The sequence below is a fragment of the Afipia sp. MLSD5-FHT05B12 genome (assembly GCF_058793355.1).
Genome location: NZ_JBXAFS010000002.1, coordinates 57,533 through 76,448, shown reverse-complemented (window position 1 = coordinate 76,448; position 18,916 = coordinate 57,533). Strand labels below are relative to the sequence as shown.

At 62.6% G+C, this 18,916-nt stretch carries 16 protein-coding genes; 9 read left to right on the top strand and 7 right to left on the bottom strand.

Annotated features, from left to right (window positions below; translation table 11 throughout):
- Position 1 precedes the first annotated feature (1 nt).
- A complete protein-coding gene (locus AC1Q6J_RS02670; protein WP_492277789.1) occupies positions 2-826 on the bottom strand; it encodes a 2-keto-4-pentenoate hydratase in 825 nt (274 codons plus the stop codon).
- A complete protein-coding gene (locus tag AC1Q6J_RS02665; RefSeq protein ID WP_492277788.1) occupies positions 823-2,235 on the bottom strand; it encodes an FAD-binding oxidoreductase in 1,413 nt (470 codons plus the stop codon). The genes AC1Q6J_RS02670 and AC1Q6J_RS02665 overlap by 4 nt, the downstream gene beginning before the upstream one ends.
- A gap of 96 nt (positions 2,236-2,331) precedes the next feature.
- Between AC1Q6J_RS02665 and AC1Q6J_RS02660 the strand changes: the two genes are divergently transcribed.
- Positions 2,332-2,850, top strand: a complete 519-nt coding sequence (locus tag AC1Q6J_RS02660; RefSeq protein ID WP_492277787.1) for a thioesterase family protein — start codon at positions 2,332-2,334, stop codon at positions 2,848-2,850.
- Positions 2,851-2,896: 46 nt separating this feature from the next.
- On the opposite strand, the gene AC1Q6J_RS02655 is transcribed toward AC1Q6J_RS02660, so the two are convergent.
- Positions 2,897-3,070: a DUF1328 domain-containing protein gene (locus tag AC1Q6J_RS02655; protein WP_040426347.1), complete on the bottom strand. Its 174-nt coding sequence runs from the start codon at positions 3,068-3,070 to the stop codon at positions 2,897-2,899.
- 394 nt (positions 3,071-3,464) lie between these two features.
- Here AC1Q6J_RS02655 and AC1Q6J_RS02650 point away from each other — a divergent pair, with 394 nt between their 5' ends.
- The 3 genes from AC1Q6J_RS02650 (at position 3,465) to AC1Q6J_RS02640 (ending at position 7,874) form a co-directional block, all read left to right on the top strand.
- On the top strand, positions 3,465-5,987 hold the full coding sequence (locus AC1Q6J_RS02650; protein WP_492277786.1) for an ATP-dependent helicase: 2,523 nt from the start codon (positions 3,465-3,467) through the stop codon (positions 5,985-5,987).
- A gap of 143 nt (positions 5,988-6,130) precedes the next feature.
- Positions 6,131-7,054: an ABC transporter ATP-binding protein gene (locus AC1Q6J_RS02645; protein ID WP_492277785.1), complete on the top strand. Its 924-nt coding sequence runs from the start codon at positions 6,131-6,133 to the stop codon at positions 7,052-7,054.
- Between the two features lie 58 nt (positions 7,055-7,112).
- Positions 7,113-7,874: an ABC transporter permease gene (locus AC1Q6J_RS02640; protein WP_492277784.1), complete on the top strand. Its 762-nt coding sequence runs from the start codon at positions 7,113-7,115 to the stop codon at positions 7,872-7,874.
- 58 nt (positions 7,875-7,932) lie between these two features.
- Here AC1Q6J_RS02640 and AC1Q6J_RS02635 read toward each other — a convergent pair whose 3' ends face one another.
- Both AC1Q6J_RS02635 and AC1Q6J_RS02630 read right to left on the bottom strand, forming a co-directional pair.
- The gene (locus AC1Q6J_RS02635) at positions 7,933-8,256 is read right to left on the bottom strand and encodes a hypothetical protein (protein WP_492277783.1); all 324 of its coding nucleotides are present in this window, start codon (positions 8,254-8,256) and stop codon (positions 7,933-7,935) included.
- 229 nt (positions 8,257-8,485) lie between these two features.
- Positions 8,486-8,809, bottom strand: a complete 324-nt coding sequence (locus AC1Q6J_RS02630; RefSeq protein ID WP_492277782.1) for a hypothetical protein — start codon at positions 8,807-8,809, stop codon at positions 8,486-8,488.
- Positions 8,810-9,022: 213 nt separating this feature from the next.
- On the opposite strand from AC1Q6J_RS02630, the gene AC1Q6J_RS02625 reads away from it, so the two are divergent.
- A complete protein-coding gene (locus tag AC1Q6J_RS02625; protein ID WP_492277781.1) occupies positions 9,023-9,814 on the top strand; it encodes a L,D-transpeptidase in 792 nt (263 codons plus the stop codon).
- A 9-nt stretch (positions 9,815-9,823) separates the two neighbouring features.
- Here the strand turns inward: AC1Q6J_RS02625 and AC1Q6J_RS02620 are convergent, their stop codons facing one another.
- Entirely contained in the window at positions 9,824-12,100 is a 2,277-nt protein-coding gene (locus AC1Q6J_RS02620; RefSeq protein ID WP_492277780.1) for a spermidine synthase, read from the bottom strand.
- Between the two features lie 293 nt (positions 12,101-12,393).
- On the opposite strand from AC1Q6J_RS02620, the gene AC1Q6J_RS02615 reads away from it, so the two are divergent.
- Positions 12,394-13,995, top strand: coding sequence for a phytoene desaturase family protein (locus AC1Q6J_RS02615; protein ID WP_492277779.1), 1,602 nt, complete (start codon positions 12,394-12,396; stop codon positions 13,993-13,995).
- A 217-nt stretch (positions 13,996-14,212) separates the two neighbouring features.
- Positions 14,213-15,103, top strand: a complete 891-nt coding sequence (locus tag AC1Q6J_RS02610; RefSeq protein ID WP_492277778.1) for a 50S ribosomal protein L11 methyltransferase — start codon at positions 14,213-14,215, stop codon at positions 15,101-15,103.
- Between the two features lie 140 nt (positions 15,104-15,243).
- Here AC1Q6J_RS02610 and AC1Q6J_RS02605 read toward each other — a convergent pair whose 3' ends face one another.
- Complete coding sequence (locus tag AC1Q6J_RS02605) at positions 15,244-15,447, bottom strand: hypothetical protein (RefSeq protein WP_492277777.1); 204 nt, start codon at positions 15,445-15,447, stop codon at positions 15,244-15,246.
- A 221-nt stretch (positions 15,448-15,668) separates the two neighbouring features.
- Between AC1Q6J_RS02605 and AC1Q6J_RS02600 the strand changes: the two genes are divergently transcribed.
- Together AC1Q6J_RS02600 and AC1Q6J_RS02595 are read left to right on the top strand one after the other, a co-directional pair.
- On the top strand, positions 15,669-17,504 hold the full coding sequence (locus AC1Q6J_RS02600; protein ID WP_492277776.1) for an aminopeptidase P family protein: 1,836 nt from the start codon (positions 15,669-15,671) through the stop codon (positions 17,502-17,504).
- 46 nt (positions 17,505-17,550) lie between these two features.
- Positions 17,551-18,825: a multidrug effflux MFS transporter gene (locus AC1Q6J_RS02595; protein ID WP_492278147.1), complete on the top strand. Its 1,275-nt coding sequence runs from the start codon at positions 17,551-17,553 to the stop codon at positions 18,823-18,825.
- Positions 18,826-18,916 lie beyond the last annotated feature (91 nt).

Sequence of the window (18,916 nt, the reverse complement as noted above, 5' to 3'; positions counted from 1 at the left end):
TTCAACCGAAGCGGACGCTGATACTGCCGAGCGGGATACCCGAGACCGTTGTAGTCCACGTCTCACCTGGCTTGATCGGCATCGCACGCGTCAATGTCCCGGTGGTGACGATTTCTCCGGATGCGAGGCCCGGGTTCACGTCATCCTTTGCCAGCACACCGACGAAATGGCGCAAGGCCGACAGCGGACCACCGAGCACATTGCGCGCGTGACCGCGATCCACGACATCGCCGTTGCAGGCGAGTTCGACATCGAAGTTTGAAAGCTGATCAATCCATAACTCGGCATTGCCGGATATCGGATGCCGCTCGCCGATGAGCATCGCGCCATGCAGGCCGAAAGCCGCCACGGTATCGGACGCGGCGAACTTCCAGTCGGGATAAATCGACTGCACGACCTCATAGCCGAGCGCCACCCATGCGATGCAGGACACGAGTTCACGCTCGTTCATTGCGGCATCGGGCGCAGCCGACAGACCGAATACGATTTCAGGCTCGATCCGCGGATCGGTCAGTTCGGCAAGAGAAGCTGTCCCGCCGATCTCGCTCAGATTGCGAACGGTGCGGTCGTACATGTAGCCCCAGACCGGGCCGTTGACGTTGTACTGCTCCCAGATCGTGCTGTTGGTGAAGCCGATCTTGCGCCCTATCGCCTTTTCGCCCCGCGCCTCGCGCATTTGCCGGACGATCGGCGTGACCTTGTAGGCTTCGTCGAGACCGAAGGCCGGATCGCGCGACGAGAACGGCGCAATCTGCCGGCCCTGACCGAGCACCGACAACGCCTCGGCGGCAATGCTCTTCGCGTCCATGGCTGTCGTCGCGGTCATGACGGCAGAATCTTGCCGGGGTTCAGAATATTGTGCGGGTCGAGCGCCACTTTGAGCGCGCGCATCGCCTGCACCGCTTCCGGCCCGAGTTCAGTTTCCAGATATTCCTGCTTGCCCTGCCCGATGCCATGTTCGCCGGTACAGGTACCGCCCATCGCCTGCGCCCGCTCGACCAGACGATGCAGGAACGCATCGGCGCGGCGAACCTCGTCGGGATCGTTGACGTCGCACAGCATGGAACAATGGAAATTGCCGTCGCCGACATGGCCGACAATCGGAGACAGCAATCCGACCGTCTCCAGATCCTTTTCGGTCTCGACCACGCATTCCGCCAGCCGCGAGATCGGCACGCACACATCGGTCGCCACTGCCTGCGCGCCGGGACGAAGCCCGCGCACCGCCCAGTAGGCATCATGCCGCGCCTGCCACAGCCGGGTGCGATCTTCCTGCCGCGTCGTCCATTCGAACGCACCGCCGCCGCATTCGGCGGCGATCTCGCCGAACATTCGCGACTGCTCTGCGACGTCGGCCTCGGTGCCATGGAATTCCAGCAGCAGCAGCGGCGTCTCCGGCAGCGACAGTTTCGAATAAGCGTTGCAGGCCTTAACCTGCGCCGCGTTCAACAGCTCGATGCGCGCCACCGGAATGCCGGTCTGGATCGCAAGAATGGTCGCGTTGCACGCCCCCTCGACACTCGCGAACGAACACGACGCAGCGGCGATGCTCTGGGGAATGCCGCGCAGCTTGAGCGTAATCTCGGAAATGATACCGAGCGTCCCCTCCGCTCCGATAAACAGATGCGTGAGGTCGTAGCCGGCCGAGGATTTCTTGGCGCGCGTGCCGGTGGTGATGATCTCGCCGTCAGCGCGCACGACCTTCAGCGCGAGAATATTGTCCTTCATCGTGCCGTAGCGCACGGCGTTGGTGCCCGACGCGCGGGTTGACGCCATGCCGCCGATCGACGCATCGGCTCCGGGATCGATCGGAAAAAACAGGCCCTGGTCGCGCAGATGCTCGTTGAGCGCCTTGCGGGTCACACCCGGCTCGATCACGCAATCGAGATCGTCGGCATGCACGGCGAGAATGCGGTTCATCTCGCGCAGATCGATGCAGACGCCGCCCGCCGGCGCGTTGACCTGCCCTTCCAGCGAGGTGCCGGTGCCGAACGGGATCACCGGAACGCGATGCTTCGCGCAGATCCGCACCACGTCCTGAATGTCTTCCGTGGTCCGCGCCATCACCACCGCATCCGGCGGCTGCATCGGCAACCAGGTGGTGGTATGGGCATGCTGCTCGCGCACCGCCTGCGACGTGATCAGATTGTTGCCGAACCGCGCGGCGAGGGCTTCGATGGCGCCGGAGAGCGCGGACGGTGCGGGACGTGTCAGGACGGAAGCGGTAAAGGCCACGGTTGATCTTCTTGTTTCGAGGCTGTTGTGGCGCGAACCGTGGCAAAGGATATATAGCGGGTCAAGAGAGAGTGCCGACGCCAACCGGGAATTGAGATGACATCAAGCACACTTCAGAAAAACAATGCACCGCAACATATAGCTGCGCCGTTCCTGACCACGGTCATGCCGATCGAACCGCAGTGGATCGATTACAACGGTCATCTCAACATGGCGTACTACAACGTGCTGTTCGACCGCGGCATCGACCAGATGTGGCTCGAACTCGGCATCGGCCCCGACTACATGAAGACACGTCACGGATCGACGTTCACAGCCGAGGCGCATGTGCGCTACCTGCGCGAGGTTCATCTCGGCGACCCGGTGCAGGTGTCGGTTTATCTGATTGAGGCAGACGACAAGCGTATTCACACCTTCGAGGAGCTACGCCACGCAACGGAAGGCTGGCTCTCGGCAACATCCGAAAACATGACGCTTCATGTGGACATGAACGCGCGCAAAACCGCGCCGTTTCCGCCTGATATCGCCGCGCGCATCCGCGACGTCGTCACCGCGCATGGAACTGTCGCACGGCCCGATGGCATCGGCCGGCGCATCGCCATGCCGGCCAAATGACGCCATCGCGCCGCCGTTTGTAACCACGCGCGCGAACGTCCGCGCATCACGGGCCGCTGCTGCGGCGGGCGAGGCCCACCACCGCCGAGATCAGGAACAGGATCAGGGCGACAAAGAAAACGATTTTGGCGATTTCGATCGACGCGCCCGCGATGCCGCCGAAGCCCAGCAGACCCGCGACCAGCGCGATAATCAGGAATGTCACCACCCAACTCATCATGACACGCTCCTGCGTTTCATTTTCGGGCGCGGAAACCAGCGCTCCGACTAAGAAAACAATCCGCCAAAGCCGCCATGGTTCCAGCCCCGGGGTCTCGCCTGGAAAGTCAAAAATCAGGCCGAAATGGAACAAAAAGGGCGAGACAGCCTCCGCGCCAGCCACTTTGCGGGGAAATCAGCCGTGTCAGGCGAGCCCAATCATGCCTATATGTCTCCGTACCCTGATATGAAGCCTCCCTTTCGGGCGTCGGCGCACGATCCGCCGAAGTGCGAAGCGGTTTGGCGATAAGATCGTGCGCTATATCACTATTTTGGAGCGCGATCGGACGCAAAACCGGCTTCCACTTTTGCTGATCGCGCTCCGAAGTGCCATCGTGACGGCAAAGACGAATCGCATGACCGAACCGAACAAACTGCCGCCACGAGACCTTTCCCGCGACGTGCCGAGCCACCAGCCCGCCGCTGGCGGCATCGCTGCGCGGGCGCGCGCATCGGCTGCACCGCAATACCTGACCGCTCTCAATCCCGAGCAGCGGGAGGCTGTGGAAACGCTCGACGGGCCAGTGCTGGTGCTGGCCGGAGCGGGCACCGGCAAAACGCGCGTGCTGACCTCGCGGATCGCGCATATTCTTTCCACCGGCCGCGCACGGCCGCACGAAATTCTCTCGGTCACCTTCACCAACAAGGCCGCGCGGGAGATGAAGCACCGCCTCGGCCAGATGCTCGGCCAGGCGGTCGAAGGCATGCCGTGGCTCGGCACCTTCCATTCCATCGGCGGACGGATTCTGCGCTATCACGCAGAACTGGTGCAGTTGAAATCCAACTTCACCGTGCTCGACGTCGACGACCAGATCCGTCTGCTGAAGCAGTTGCTGCAAGCCGAAAACATCGACGACAAGCGCTGGCCCGCGCGCATGCTGGCCGGCCTGATCGACGGCTGGAAAAACCGCGGACTGACGCCCTCGCAGGTGCCCGCCGGCGAAGCCGCCGTGTTCGGCAACGGCAAGGGCGGCAAGCTCTATGCGACCTATCAGGAGCGGTTGAAGATTCTCAACGCCGCCGACTTCGGCGATCTATTGCTCGAGAACATCCGGCTGTTCCGCGAACATCCCGACGTGCTGCGGCAGTATCAGCAGCGCTTCAAATACATCCTGGTCGACGAATATCAGGACACCAACGTCGCGCAGTATCTCTGGCTGCGGCTGCTGGCGCAGGCGCCGTCGCCACAACCCGTCATTCCGGGGCGCACCGAAGGTGCGAACCCGGAATCCACCGTGCAGTCACTTCTGGATTCCGGGTCTGCGCCTGCGGCGCATCCCGGAATGACAAAACCAAAGAACATCTGCTGCGTCGGCGACGACGACCAGTCGATCTACGGCTGGCGCGGCGCGGAGGTCGACAACATCCTGCGCTTCGAACACGACTTCCCGGGCGCGAAGGTCATTCGCCTCGAACGCAACTACCGCTCGACCGGTCATATCCTCGCCGCGGCCTCGCACCTGATCGCATACAATGAAGGCCGCCTCGGCAAGACGCTGCACACCGAAGACGAGGACGGTGAGAAAGTCACCGTCACCGGCGCATGGGATTCGGAAGAGGAAGCCCGCGGCATCGGCGAGGAAATCGAGCAGCTTCAGCGCGCCGGCCAGAAGCTGAACGAGATCGCCATTCTGGTGCGCGCCTCGTTCCAGATGCGCGAGTTTGAAGACCGTTTCGTTACGCTGGGCCTGCCCTACCGCGTCATCGGCGGCCCCCGCTTCTACGAGCGCGCGGAAATCCGCGATGCACTGGCCTATCTGCGCGTCATCAATTCCCCCGCCGACGATCTCGCCTTCGAGCGTATCGTCAATGTGCCGAAGCGCGGCCTCGGCGACGCCACCGTGCAGATGCTGCACGACGTCGCGCGCAAGCGCCGCATCCCGCTGACCGAAGCGGCGCTGTCCGTGATCGAGACCGACGAACTGAAACCGAAGGCGCGCGGCAGCCTGCGCGACGTCATGACCAATTTCGACCGCTGGCGCGCGCAACGCGACATCGTTCCGCACACGCAGTTGGCCGAGATCGTGCTGGATGAATCCGGCTATACCGAGATGTGGCAGAAGGACCGGTCCGCCGACGCCGCCGGCCGCCTCGACAACCTGAAAGAACTCGTGCGCTCGATGGAGGAGTTCGAGAACCTGCAAGGCTTCCTCGAACACATCTCGCTGGTGATGGACCGCGAAGGCGGCGCCGACGAAGACGCTGTGTCCCTGATGACCCTGCATTCAGCCAAGGGACTGGAATTCGACAATGTGTTCCTGCCCGGCTGGGAGGAAGGCCTGTTTCCGAGCCAGCGCACCCTCGACGAGCAGGGCCGCGCCGGGCTCGAAGAAGAACGCCGCCTCGCCCACGTCGGCATCACGCGCGCGCGCAAGCGCGCCATGCTCTACTTTGCCACCAACCGGCGCATCCATGGATCATGGACGACCACCATCCCCTCGCGCTTCCTCGATGAACTCCCGACAGCCAATGTCGAGATCACCGAAAGCAAGGGCGGCTCGAGCTGGGGCGGCTCAGGCGGCTACGGCGCGTCGCGCTTCGACAATGTGGAATCGTTCGGCTCGACCTACACGACGCCGGGCTGGCAGCGCGCGCAAGCCAATCGCGCCCGCAACGGCGGCGGCGGCTTTGATGAAACCGGCGCACGCTATGACTCCGGTTCGCGCGGCAGCTTCAGCAGCCGCAAGACCACGGTGATCGAGGGCGAGCTGATCGCCAAGTCCACCGGCGCGAACTCCGAATTTTCCCTCGGCGACCGGGTGTTCCACCAGAAATTCGGCTACGGCAATGTCGCCAAGGTGGACGGCAACAAGCTGACGATCGCCTTTGAGAAGGCCGGTGAAAAGAAGGTGGTCGACAGCTTTGTGACGAAGGCATAGCGGGCGCGACTGCAGCGCATGACAAATTTGAATTCGTCGCCATAGAATTTTCAGTGCGCGCATCAGCTGCGCAAGAGCCATTATGTATTGCGCACGGGCCTTCCCAAGCCTATGTCATGCTCCCGCCCCGACAGATTGTTCCCATGTCACCCATCATCTCCGTTTCCAACGTCTCGAAGACCTATGCGTCCGGCTTCACCGCGCTGAAGAATATCAATCTCGATATTCGCCGCGGCGAGATCTTCGCGCTGCTCGGTCCGAACGGCGCCGGCAAGACCACGCTCATCAGCGTGATCTGCGGCCTCGCGGTCCAGACAGCAGGCACGGTAACAGTGGACGGCCATGACATCGTCAAGGATTACCGGGCCGCGCGCTCGCTGATCGGGCTGGTGCCGCAGGAACTGCATACCGACTCATGGGAGTCGCCATGGTCGACCGCCTCTTTCAGCCGCGGTCTGTTCGGCAAGCCGAGCAATCCCGCGCATATCGAGAAGGTCCTCAAGGAGCTCTCGCTCTGGGACAAGCGCAAAAGCCAGATCATCACGCTCTCCGGCGGCATGAAGCGCCGCGTGATGATCGCCAAGGCGCTGGCGCACGAGCCGCAGATCCTGTTTCTCGACGAGCCGACGGCGGGTGTCGACGTCGAACTGCGCAAGGCGATGTGGGAGGTCGTGCGCGGACTGCGCGACGCCGGCGTCACCATCATCCTGACCACGCACTATATCGAGGAAGCCGAGGAGATGGCCGACCGTGTCGGCGTCATCAACAAGGGTGAGATCGTCCTGGTCGAGGAGAAGGCCAAGCTGATGCAGAAGCTCGGCAGGAAGCAGCTCAAGCTGCACCTGCAAGAAAAGCTCGCCGCAATCCCCGCCGTTCTTGCCGCGCATCATCTCGAACTGTCGCCGGGTGGCGAGGAACTGATCTACACCTACGACACCAAGGGCGAACGCACCGGCATCACGGCCCTGCTCAACGACCTCAACAGCGCCGGTGTCCGCTTCAACGATCTCAACACCACCCAAAGCTCGCTCGAAGAAATCTTCGTCAGTCTGGTGCATCGGGCATGATCCGGAAAAGTGGAAGCCGGTTTTCCGGTCAGATCATGCCCCCCAAGAGAACGATTCAATGAATCTTTATGCCATTCGCGCGATCTACAAATTCGAAATGGCGCGCACCTTTCGCACGCTGCTGCAAAGCGTCGTCTCGCCGGTGATCTCGACATCGCTGTACTTCGTGGTGTTCGGCTCGGCGATCGGTTCGCGCATCACCGAGATCGACGGCGTCAGCTATGGCACGTTCATCGTGCCGGGCCTGATCATGCTGTCGCTGCTGACGCAAAGCATCGCCAACGCATCGTTCGCGATCTACTTCCCGAAATTCACCGGCACCGTCTACGAATTGCTCTCCGCGCCCGTGTCGTCATTTGAAGCCGTGGTCGGCTATGTCGGTGCGGCGGCGACCAAATCGATCATCCTCGGCCTCATCATTCTTGCCACGGCGGGACTGTTCGTCCCGCTGAAGATCGCGCATCCATTCATGATGATGACCTTCCTGGTGCTGACATCGGTGACGTTCAGCCTGTTCGGCTTCATCATCGGCATCTGGGCCGATGGCTTCGAGAAATTGCAGGTGATCCCGCTGCTGGTCATCACACCGCTGACCTTCCTCGGCGGCAGTTTCTATTCGATCCACATGCTGCCGCCGCTCTGGCAGACCGTGACCCTGTTTAACCCGGTGGTCTATCTGGTCAGCGGCTTCCGCTGGAGCTTCTTCGAGATCGCCGATGTCAGCGTCGCCGTCAGCCTCGGCATGACGCTGGGCTTTCTCGCGCTGTGCATGATCGTGGTGTGGTGGATCTTCAAGACGGGCTATCGGCTCAAGACCTGACGCCGGACGAAACACGCCGCGCAAGCGGGGCGTGTTGGACGAGGGCGGCTGTGCCGGTTCAGTTCGGACGCCAGTTTCCGTTTCTGTCGTAGGAGCCGCTTGGCCCGGTGCCGGGCGGTGGCGGTACCTGCACCGGCTGCACCACCTGGCTGACGCCATTACCGACCACGCCGAGCGTGCCGGCCACGGCGCCAACACCAGCACCCAGCGCGCCGCCGACCAATCCTCCGACCGGTCCAGCCGCGGTTTTCCCCTGGTACGTCCCTTGCGCAGCGCCGCTAATGGCGCCGTTGATGGGATCCTGCTGCTGAGCGGCGGCAGGAACTGCCAAAAGGGCCAGCGCGAGACCCGAAATCGATATGAACGAAGCTGCAATTTTCATGAAGAAACCTCCCTGCCCGGCCGAATCCCGGCCCCGAAGCAAATCAGCAATGCCAAGGTTGCGTCAGGTCTGGGAGAAACACAATGCGGGACAGTATGGTGTCTGGAGCGTTTCTCATCGCAAATTTGGCTCTCAAGCCGTCACCCCGCGCGGCGGCTCGGAAAAATCGGCGCATGGAAAATGGCGCATCCATTTCTGAATGCGCCATTTGAAACGATCTTGCATCAGGTTAGCGATATCGCCTGTGATGACGATAATGGCGACTGCGATAGTGGCGGCTGCGGTAGCTACGGCGGTTGTCGATGCCGAGTACACCGTTCACACCTCCGACAACACCGCCCACACCAGCTCCAACCGCGCCGCCGACGACACCACCGACAGGTCCGGCCGCGCGATTGCCCCGGTGAACACCTTCATTTGCGCCGCCTTCCATCCCTCTGAAGACGCCTTGCGCATGCGCCGCGATCGGCAATGCAAGGATCGCCAGAGCCGCCGCGATAAACGTAAAGCGGCGATGCGCCGCGGTGAACATGAACAAAGCCTCAGTCTTCATCGTGAAAGGTCTCCATGAGCGGCCGAATTTTGAACTGTCGTGCAACGTCTTAAGCGCCGGAAAGTTGCGTCAAGTTTGGCGAAAAGACGCCATAAAGACGCGCCGTTCACGAAACTGTATGACCGTGTCCATCAACCTTAAGACGAAGTGGCTGTTAAAAAAGCCACTTTCCGTGCTTTATTGAGAGTGAGGGGCAGAGACGAGGCAACAGTCATGCGTGCAGTCTTGATTTCAGTTACAGGCTTGATGTTGCTCTCCGGCAGCGCCGCGCAGGCTGCGGTGTCGATCCTCGTCAACAAGGATACGCAGCAGATGACCGTCTCGGTCGATGGCGCGACGCGCTACACGTGGCCGGTCTCCAGCGGAAATCCCTCACACGAAACGCCCAACGGCAGCTTCAAGACCTTCCGCATGGAGGAAGATCATTATTCGAAGGAATTCGATGAAGCGCCGATGCCGAATGCGATCTTCTTCACCAAGCAGGGCCATGCCATCCACGGTACGGATGCGGTGAACCGCCTCGGCAGCCCGGCTTCACATGGCTGCGTGCGGCTGTCGCGAGCCAACGCGCTGAAGCTCTGGGATCTCGTCAAGACGGAAGGATTGCTCACCACCACAGTGACCTTGACGGGATCGTCGCGGGTCGCGCTCGCGCGCAATCCCAAGCCGCGCACCAATGTCGCGACCACGCGCGGCGACGTCGATGCTTATGGCCGGCCGCTGCAGATCGCGCCCGCCGCACAAGATAGCTACAGCGAAGACCTCAACGCCAGTACGCGCGCACGTCAGGTCTCGCCCGATCGCGCCTATCGCGATCCGTCCTACCCGCAGGATCAGGCCTATTACGGCCCCAGCGATGCAGGCCCGATGCAGCGCCGTATTTATGGTGCGCAACGCGGCTATCAGCAGGGATATGCACAGGGCGGCTACTACGAGCAGGACGCGCGTTACCAGCAGCCGCGATATGCCAATCCTCGCGGCGGGTACTATTACTACGCTGACTAGTCCGGCGTTTTACTCGTCCGGATTCCTGAGCCTGCGCCACACAGCACCGAGCACGTTGGAATAGTCGTCGGTCCAGACCCGCTGGCCTTCGGCGGCTTCCGTCAGTACCCACTTTTCGTCCGACGCGATCTTGCCGACGTCGGCCTCCTCGCGCGCCGAGATCACGACATTGGTCGTGAAGATGTACTCTGCGTCGCGCCCGGAATCCTCATTGAAGACCCAGCTCCTGAGATCGTTCTCCTCGGCAATGCCGACAACGACGCTCGCCAGTTCGAGATGCCGGTTCGAGACATGCATCACCACCGCGCCCTGTGGCGCGAGCTTGGCCTTGTAGATCGCCATCGCTTCTTCGGTGGCAAGGTGGATCGGAATTGCGTCCGATGAATAGGCATCGACGATGATGAGGTCGTAGATACCGTCCTTTTCCCTGGCGAAGGTGAGTCGCGCATCGCCGATCACCGGCTTCATGTTCGGATCGCACGCACTGACGTAGGTGAAATATTTCGGATCGCGCGCGGTATCGACCATGGTCTGGTCGATCTCGAAATACGTCCAGTTCTCGCCAGGCATCGACTGGCAGGCCAGCGTGCCGGCACCGAGGCCGATCACCGCGACACGGATCGGACCGCCCTTGCGTTCGCGGATCGCGGCAATCGCCCGGCCCATGCCGCCATCCTTGTGATAGTAGCTGATCGGCTCCGGCCGGCCCTTCACCGGCGCGCCGTCGTCTTCCAGAAATTTCTCCGCGCCGTGAATCGTCGTGCCGTGCATCAGCACATGGTACTGGCCGTTCGAGGTCACCACGATCTTGTGGACGCCGAAAAAGCTGCGCACCGTCTCGACGCGGCCATCGTCCGCCGGGTAAACGCGGATCAGGACCAGTCCCAGCACCACCAGAGACGCCAATTTCCAACGGTCCAGTTTCAGGAATGCTGCGAGGACTGCCGCCGCAATGGCAAAATAGCCGACAACCCAGACGCGGTTGGTTTCAACATATTCCGTGACGGTCCCGTTCCGATATGACAGGACGATCAGCGCGATCGCGGCAACAGCAATCACCGCCCAGATCCACGCGCTGCTCCGTCTGATCGTTCCGGCTTGCGGCCGGCACAGCGCCGCCAGCGCCAGCAGGATCGGATATTCCGCGATCCACGAGAAGGCGTAAGGCGCGATCAGACCCGCGAACAATCCGCCGACCATGCCACCGAATGATAATGCAACGTAGAAGCCGGTGAGATAGCTGGCGGCAGGCCGCGTCCGCGCCAGTTCGCCGTGGCAGGCCATGGCGATGATGAAGAAACACAACTGATGCCCGCCCAGCGTCAGCAGCAGATTCTGTTCGCCACCGACCACCAGCAGGACCATGACGCCGGCGATCGCGAACGGCTGCAGCAGGAGCATCAGCCAGTGCGGCAGCAGCGGGCGCGACTGGAACACCAGCACCCATGTCAGCAGGTAGAGCGACAGCGGCAGCACCCACAGCAATGGAGCGGCGGCAACGTCGGTCGAGATATGCGCGGTGACCGCGATCAAAAGGCCGGACGGAACCGCTGCGAGGAATATCCAGCGCAGCCGCATCGGCCATGCCGGCGCGGGCGCGTCGCCCTCGCTGGCGCTGATGGCCGCCACCGTCATCGGCGGGGAACGCAACAGCAGCACGCCGCATGCCGCGATCAGAACGATCAGCAGCGCGTAGCCGCCGGTCCAGATCAGGTTCTGGGTCCGCAGCGAGAACATCGGCTCCAGCAGCACGGGATAGGACAGCAGCGCGAGGAAGCTTCCGATATTCGACGACGCGTACAGGAAGTAAGGATCTGGACCGTCGGGATGGCCGGTGCGGACGAACCAGGCCTGCAACATCGGATTGTTGGCAGCGAGCGCGAAAAACGGCAGACCAATCGAAACCGCGAACAGACCCAGCAGCCAGAACGCGTAACCGCTGGCCGGCGGTTCGCCCCACCCGCCGGCGATCGACAGCGGCAAAGTGAATAGCGCGACCGCAAGCAACACGAGATGAATAACCACCGGCGCAGTGCGGCTTTTCAGCGTCATCAGATAGTGCGCATAGGCGTAACCGCCGAGCAGCAGCGACTGAAAGAACACCATCGCCACCGACCAGACAGCGGGCGAGCCGCCGAGCCGGGGCAGCACCATCTTCGTGAACAGCGGCTGTACCGAAAACAGCAGCAGCGCGCTGGTGAAAATCGCGGCGGTATAGACCACCAGCACAAGCGTACTTCTCGCGCCGGAGGACTGGCTCGCGGTGTCGGACGGCACTGAAATCATGGAAGCTCCGGAATGACCCGGCAAATCACCGGACGCTGGCGTATCGAGTGGAGCATAGCCGCCAATGGCGGGCAATAACATGCGCGTGACAGAAATCACTCGCGCGTGACGTCATGGTGTCCCGAATCCGAAGTTCGCCTCACTTTACAGCCGCTCCGTAGCGAACTTCGGATTCAAAAGGACACCAGAAACTATAATTCTGGTGTGGCTTTGGTTCGCAAGCCCGCGAATGAACGCGCCGAGAAGACAGCGCGGACTTGCGAACCACCACACCAGGCGATTATGACTGGCGCATGTCGGAATATGATGCACTCATCATCGGCACGGGCCATAATGGCCTGACCTGCGCGGCCTATCTCGCGATGGCTGGCTTGCGCGTGAAGGTGTTCGATCGCCGCAAGGTGGTTGGCGGCGCGGCGGTCACCGAGGAATTCCATCCGGGTTTCCGCAATTCTGTGGCCGCCTATACCGTCAGCCTGCTCAATCCGAAAGTCATCGCCGACCTGCAGTTGCATCACCATGGACTGCGGATCGTGGAACGCCGGGCGCAGAACTTCCTGCCTGCGCCGGACGGACGCTATTTGCTGACCGGCGACGGCCGCACGCATCAGTCGATCGCGAAATTCAGCGAGCACGACGCGCTGCAAATCGACGATTTCAATCGCGAACTGGAAGCCATCGCCGACGTGCTGCGCGCATTCGTGCTGCGCGCGCCGCCGAACCTCGTCGAGGGCTTCGGCGTGCAGGCGATCCGCGAAGCCTTCAACGCGCTCGGCACCGCCAACATCCTGCGCGGTCTTTCGATCGAGAACCAGCGCACGCTGCTGGATCTGTTCACGCGGTCCGCCGGCGACATGCTCGACGATGTTTTTGAAAGCGACCTCGTCAAGGCCCTGTTCGGCTTCGACGCCATCGTCGGCAACTATGCCAGCCCCTACGCGGCAGGCTCGGCCTACGTCATGCTGCATCACGCGTTCGGCGAGGTGAACGGCCGGAAGGGACTGTGGGGCCACGCCATCGGCGGCATGGGGGCGATCACGCAGGCCATGGCAGCCGCGGCCCGTGCCCACGGCGCGGAGATCGAGACCGATGCCGGCGTCCGCGAGGTGATTGTCGAGAACGGCCGTGCCGTCGGGGTGATCCTGGATAACGGCCAAACGGTTCGCGCAAGCTATGTCGCCTCCAGCGTCAATCCGAAGCTGCTATACACCCGGCTGATCCCGGCGGACGCCTTGCCGAAGCCGTTTCTCGACCGCATCGCGAACTGGCGCAACGGCTCCGGCACATTCCGGATGAATGTGGCGCTGTCGGCGCTTCCCTCGTTCAAGGCACTGCCCGGCCCCGGCGACCATCTCACGGCGGGCATCATCCTCGCGCCGAGCCTCGGCTACATGGACCGCGCCTGGCTCGATGCCCGCCAGCATGGCTGGAGCCGCGAACCGGTGGTCGAGGTGCTGATCCCCTCCACGCTCGATGACTCGCTGGCACCATCAGGTCAGCATGTCGCCAGCCTGTTCTGCCAGCACGTCGCCCCGCAGCTTCCGGACGGCCGGTCATGGGACGACCACCGGGACGAGGTCGCCGATCTGATGATCGCCACCGTGGATCGCTACGCCCCGGGATTTGCCCGCAGCGTCATCGAGCGGCAGGTGCTGTCACCGCTCGATCTGGAGCGGGAATTCGGGCTGCTCGGCGGCGACATTTTCCACGGCGCGCTGTCGCTCAACCAGTTGTTCTCGGCCCGTCCGATGCTCGGCCATGCGGACTATCGCGGGCCGCTCAAGGGGCTCTATCACTGCGGCTCGGGCGCCCATCCGGGCGGCGGCGTCACCGGCGCGCCCGGGCACAATGCGGCAGCCGTTATCCTCAAGGACCATCGGGGAATCTTCTCCTGAAGGAGCGTGTAAAGAACGCCCGCCGGCTGTTGAGAAGATGTGGATAACCCTGTGGATAACCTGTGAATTTCCCTTTGGTTAAAGCTTCACTAACGTGTGGAAAGCCCGGGTTAACAAAATGTGAAAAAGCCCGGTATGTTCAGCGCGTAACCGGTGGACAGGCTGTGGGGAAATAGGCCAAGCAGTCCGTGATTTCAGCCATTTGGACCTACCCCTGATGTCATCTCCTTCCTCTCCCGCGACGCAGGCCACCTTCGCCATCGGCGATGAGTACACCGCCAGCCGCATTGTGGATGCCATCACCGAACGCTACCCAAGCCACGACCTGGCCATCGCCGCCTTCGAGACGCTGGGAGGCCGCTGGGACATCACCATGCATTTCGCCGAGGCTCCGGACGAGGACTTCATCCGGGCGCTGGTGACGGAGACCGCAGGGGACGCCGCGGCTCGGTCGATCGTCTTCGGCACGGTCGAGACGAAGGACTGGGTCAAGGCGAGTCTCGCGGATCTGGTCCCCGTGAACGCCGGACGCTTCATCGTCCACGGCGGCCACGACCGCGAGCGCGTCCCTCCGAACAAGATCGGGATCGAGATCGAAGCCGCGCTGGCATTCGGCACCGGCCACCACGGCACCACGCGCGGCTGCCTCCTGCTGCTCGATCAGGTGCTTAATCAGCGGACGCCGAAGCGGGTGCTCGATCTCGGCTCGGGCACGGGCGTCCTTGCCATCGCTGCTGCGAAAGCGCTGCGGCGGCACGTGCTGGCGAGCGACATCGACCCACGCTCGGTGATCGTGGCGCGCGAGAATGCACAACTCAATGGCGCCGGGAATTGGGTCGAGGTGATCCACGCCACCGGATTTCAGTCGCCGCATTTTGCGGCCAACGGCCCGTTCGGGCTGGTGCTGGCGAATATTCTCGCCAACCCGCTGCGGCAGCTCGCGCCGGCACTCACGGCGCATCTGGCTCCGCAGGCGTTTGTAATCCTGTCAGGATTGCTGCCGCACCAGGCGAACAGCGTGGTCGCCGCCTATCGCGGCGCAGGATTGAAGCTGCTCAAACGCATTCAGATCGACGGCTGGAGCAGCCTCTTGATGCAACGGCGCTGAAAGCGCGTCATTCCGGGGCGCGAGCCGTTACGAGCGAACCCGGAATCCTGTTGCCACAGCAAAACTCTTCCGGATTCCGGATCAGTCCGCGACATGCGGACTGTCCGGAATGACAATGTTTTGCTGGATAACCGGGTACCCTATTCGGACCTCGTCCGGTGAGGCGTGATGTCGGCCTCGGTATAGCCAGCTTCAGATCGTGCTCGCCGTGCTTCCCGCCGCAGCCGGCCTTCCGTCAGACGGTCAAGCATCTGGACGATGACCCCGCGCGGCTCCTTGATTGTCACCGCCGGAATGTTCGCGCGAGCCGGACCTGAAATTTTCTCAAACATAAAAGCTGGCATGCCCTATCCCCTCTTCATTGAGTTGGAAAACACACCCCTCCGCATTTCCTGGCGGCGCAGTAACCTCAACAGTTGCAGTCGCCAAATCGTTCCCCGTCACCTGTTAGTCCCCACAACCGCCGTTGGATGCAGGGTTGAGTATGTATAAGCACAGGTCATGCCACCCTTGCGGACGGCGGCAGCCGATTGCCGCCCCGGCCCCGGAATCCTAAGGTCGCCAGATGTTCGAAGCCCAGTTCCAGACATTTGAAGAACCCGAAGGCGGCGTTGCGCTGACCGCGCGGCTGTCGGCATTCCGTGAGGAATTGCTGCGCCGGCAACTGACGGGGTTCGTGATTCCCCGCGCCGACAGCCAGCAAAACGAGTATGTGCCGCCCTCCGACGAGCGGCTGGCGTGGCTGACGGGTTTTACGGGCTCGGCGGGAATGGCGGCGGTTCTGACCGGAAAAGCCGCGGTTTTTGTGGACGGACGCTACACGATCCAGGCCGCCAAACAGGTCGATACGACGGCCTGGACCATCGAATCCCTGATCGAACCACCGCCGGAAACCTGGCTGACCACCCACCTGTCACCGGGCGACCGCCTCGGATTTGACCCGTGGCTGCACACTTCGGCGGCAACGGAGCGCCTCGCCAAAGCCTGTGCAAAGGCCGGAGCGGAGCTGGTCGCGGTGGACAGCAATCCGGTCGATTCGATCTGGCATGACCGCCCCGCCCCGCCGCTCGGGGCGGTGAAAGTCCACCCCGCCCGGTTCGCCGGCGAAAGCGAAAGCGACAAGCTCGCGCGCATCCGCAACGAGATCGCAAAGCTCAACGTCGATGCGCTGGTGCTGTCGGATTCCCACGCGGTGGCGTGGACATTCAACATCCGCGGCGCGGATGTCGCGCATACGCCGCTGCCGCTGTCCTACGCGCTGGTGCCGAAAGACGGCAGGCCAACCATCTTCATCGATCACCGCAAACTATCGAACAGCGCGCGCGATCATCTCGAAAGGAATGCCACCGTCGAAGAGCCCGATGCCCTGATGCCGAAGCTCGCCGAGCTGGCGCGCACCAAGGCCGCCATCGGTCTCGACGCCGCGACGGCCGCCGACGCGCTGAGCCGGATGATCACGGCTGAAGGCGGCAAGCCGGCGCGCGTGACCGATCCGGTCGCCATGCTGAAGGCCGTGAAGAACAGCGCAGAGATTGCAGGCACCCGCGCGGCACACAAACGCGATGGCGCGGCGCTGGTGCGGTTTCTGGCGTGGATCGACCGTGAAGCACCGGGCGGCAAGCTCACCGAAATTGACGCCGTCGAAGCCTTGGAAACCTTTCGCCGTGAAACCGGCGCGCTGAAGGACGTGTCCTTCCCCACGATTTCCGGCACCGGCCCGAACGGCGCCATTGTGCATTACCGCGTCACCCGCAAGTCCAACCGCCGCATCGCGCCGGGCGACCTGCTGCTGATCGACTCCGGTGCGCAATACGAGGACGGCACCACCGACGTCACCCGCACCATCGCCGTCGGCGAGCCGACGGACGAGATGCGCGACCGTTTCACCCGCGTGCTGCGCGGGCATATCGCTATTTCACGCGCGGTATTTCCCGATGGCGTTAATGGCGCGCAGATCGACGCCTTCGCGCGGCAATTTCTGTGGCATGCCGGCATCGACTTCGACCACGGCACGGGGCACGGCGTCGGCAGCTATCTGTCGGTGCATGAAGGCCCGGCGCGGATTTCCAAGCTCGGCGCCACGCCGCTGAAGCGCGGCATGATCCTGTCCAATGAGCCCGGCTACTACAAGACCGATGCCTTCGGCATCCGTATCGAGAATCTCGAACTGGTGGTCGAGGCGAGAATCGAAGGCGCGGAAAAGCCGATGAACGCGTTCGAGACCCTGACGCTGGCGCCGATCGACCGCCGGCTGATAAACGCCAACCGGATCAGCAAACAGGAACTGCGCTGGCTCAACGATTATCACGCGCGGGTGCGTCAGGAGATCCGCCCGCTGGTCGATGAGGCGACGAAAGTGTGGCTCGACGCAGCGACCGAACCCATGACACACGAGAGATAACACCAAGAGCGCTACTCTGAATAAGACCAACAAGAGTCCGGACAACCTGACCGATCCAGAGACCGCGGCCGTGAAAGCTGCAAGCCCGACCTCGTGGAAACTGCTGCTGATGCTGGTGGCGATGAACGGCCTCGCGCCGGTCTCGCTCTACATCCTCGTTCCAGCGCTTCCGATCCTGGCGAAGACGCTGGGCAGCGACGTTTCCGCCGTGCAGCTCAACGTCTCGCTGTTCATGGTCGGGCTTGCGATCTCGCAACTGGTGACCGGATCATTGTCGGATCGTTTCGGACGGCGCCCGGTGCTGCTGGCCGGTCTCGGACTGGCAGTGATCGCAACGGTTATCTGCATGTTCGCGCAGACCCTGCCGCAACTCATCGCCGGGCGTTTCCTGCAGGCGCTGGGCGGCGCCACCGGCATGGTGATGAGCCGCGCCATTATCCGTGATCTCTATCCGCGCGAGCGCGTCGGCGGCATGATCAGCCTCGTCATCGCGGTGATGATGATCGCGCAGTTGCTCAGCCCGCTGATCGGCGGCTTGCTGGAGACCAGCTTCGGCTGGCGCACAATTTTCTACTTCATGGCGGCAACATCGGTCGCGATCGCGGCCGGCATTGCGCTCGGCCTGCCGGAAACCCGCCCTGCACCAGGACCGGCGGACGACGGCGGCTTCTTCAAGGACGTGCGCGCGCTGTCGGCAAGCCGCGTATTCTTCGGCTACGTGCTGTGCCAGATGCTCGCCTCGGCGATCATTTTCACCTTCGCGGGCGGCGGACCCTACATTGTCGTCAATCAGATGGGCCGCTCGACCGCCGAATACGGATTATGGTTCGCGACATCGGGTTTGGCTTACCTGCTCGGCAACCTGGTGTCGGTACGCCTGTCTCCCCGTCACGGCATCGACCGCATGATCTGGCTCGGGATCGCGCTTCAGATCGGCGGATCGATCCTCAATGTGATCTGGGGCGTTACGGGCCTCAACCAGATGCCGTCATGGCTGTTCGGCACCCATATGATCGTGATGTTCGGCAATGCGTTCGCCATGGCCAATGCATCCGCCGGCGCGATCAGCATTCGTCCGCAGGCCGCGGGCACGGCCGCCGGCACGATGGGTTTCCTGCAAATGGGCTTCGGTTCGCTCTGCTCGCAGCTCGGCGCGTTCCTCGGCGGTCAGTTCGCGACACCACTGCCGCTCAATATCGCGATCCTGATGATTTCAGTATCATGCGCCGTCGTGATCGTGTTGCTGGTGCCACGCACGCATGTTCTTGTGACAACAGAAAAGATTGTCGAGGCGGAAGCCGAGGAGACGGGGTTGATTTAAGGCGATAAATCAAGATTGAGGTCTGCTCGCCGTCACCCTGAGGTACCGAAGCGAAGCAATAGGCGTTCATGGAACGCCGTTCTTCGAACGG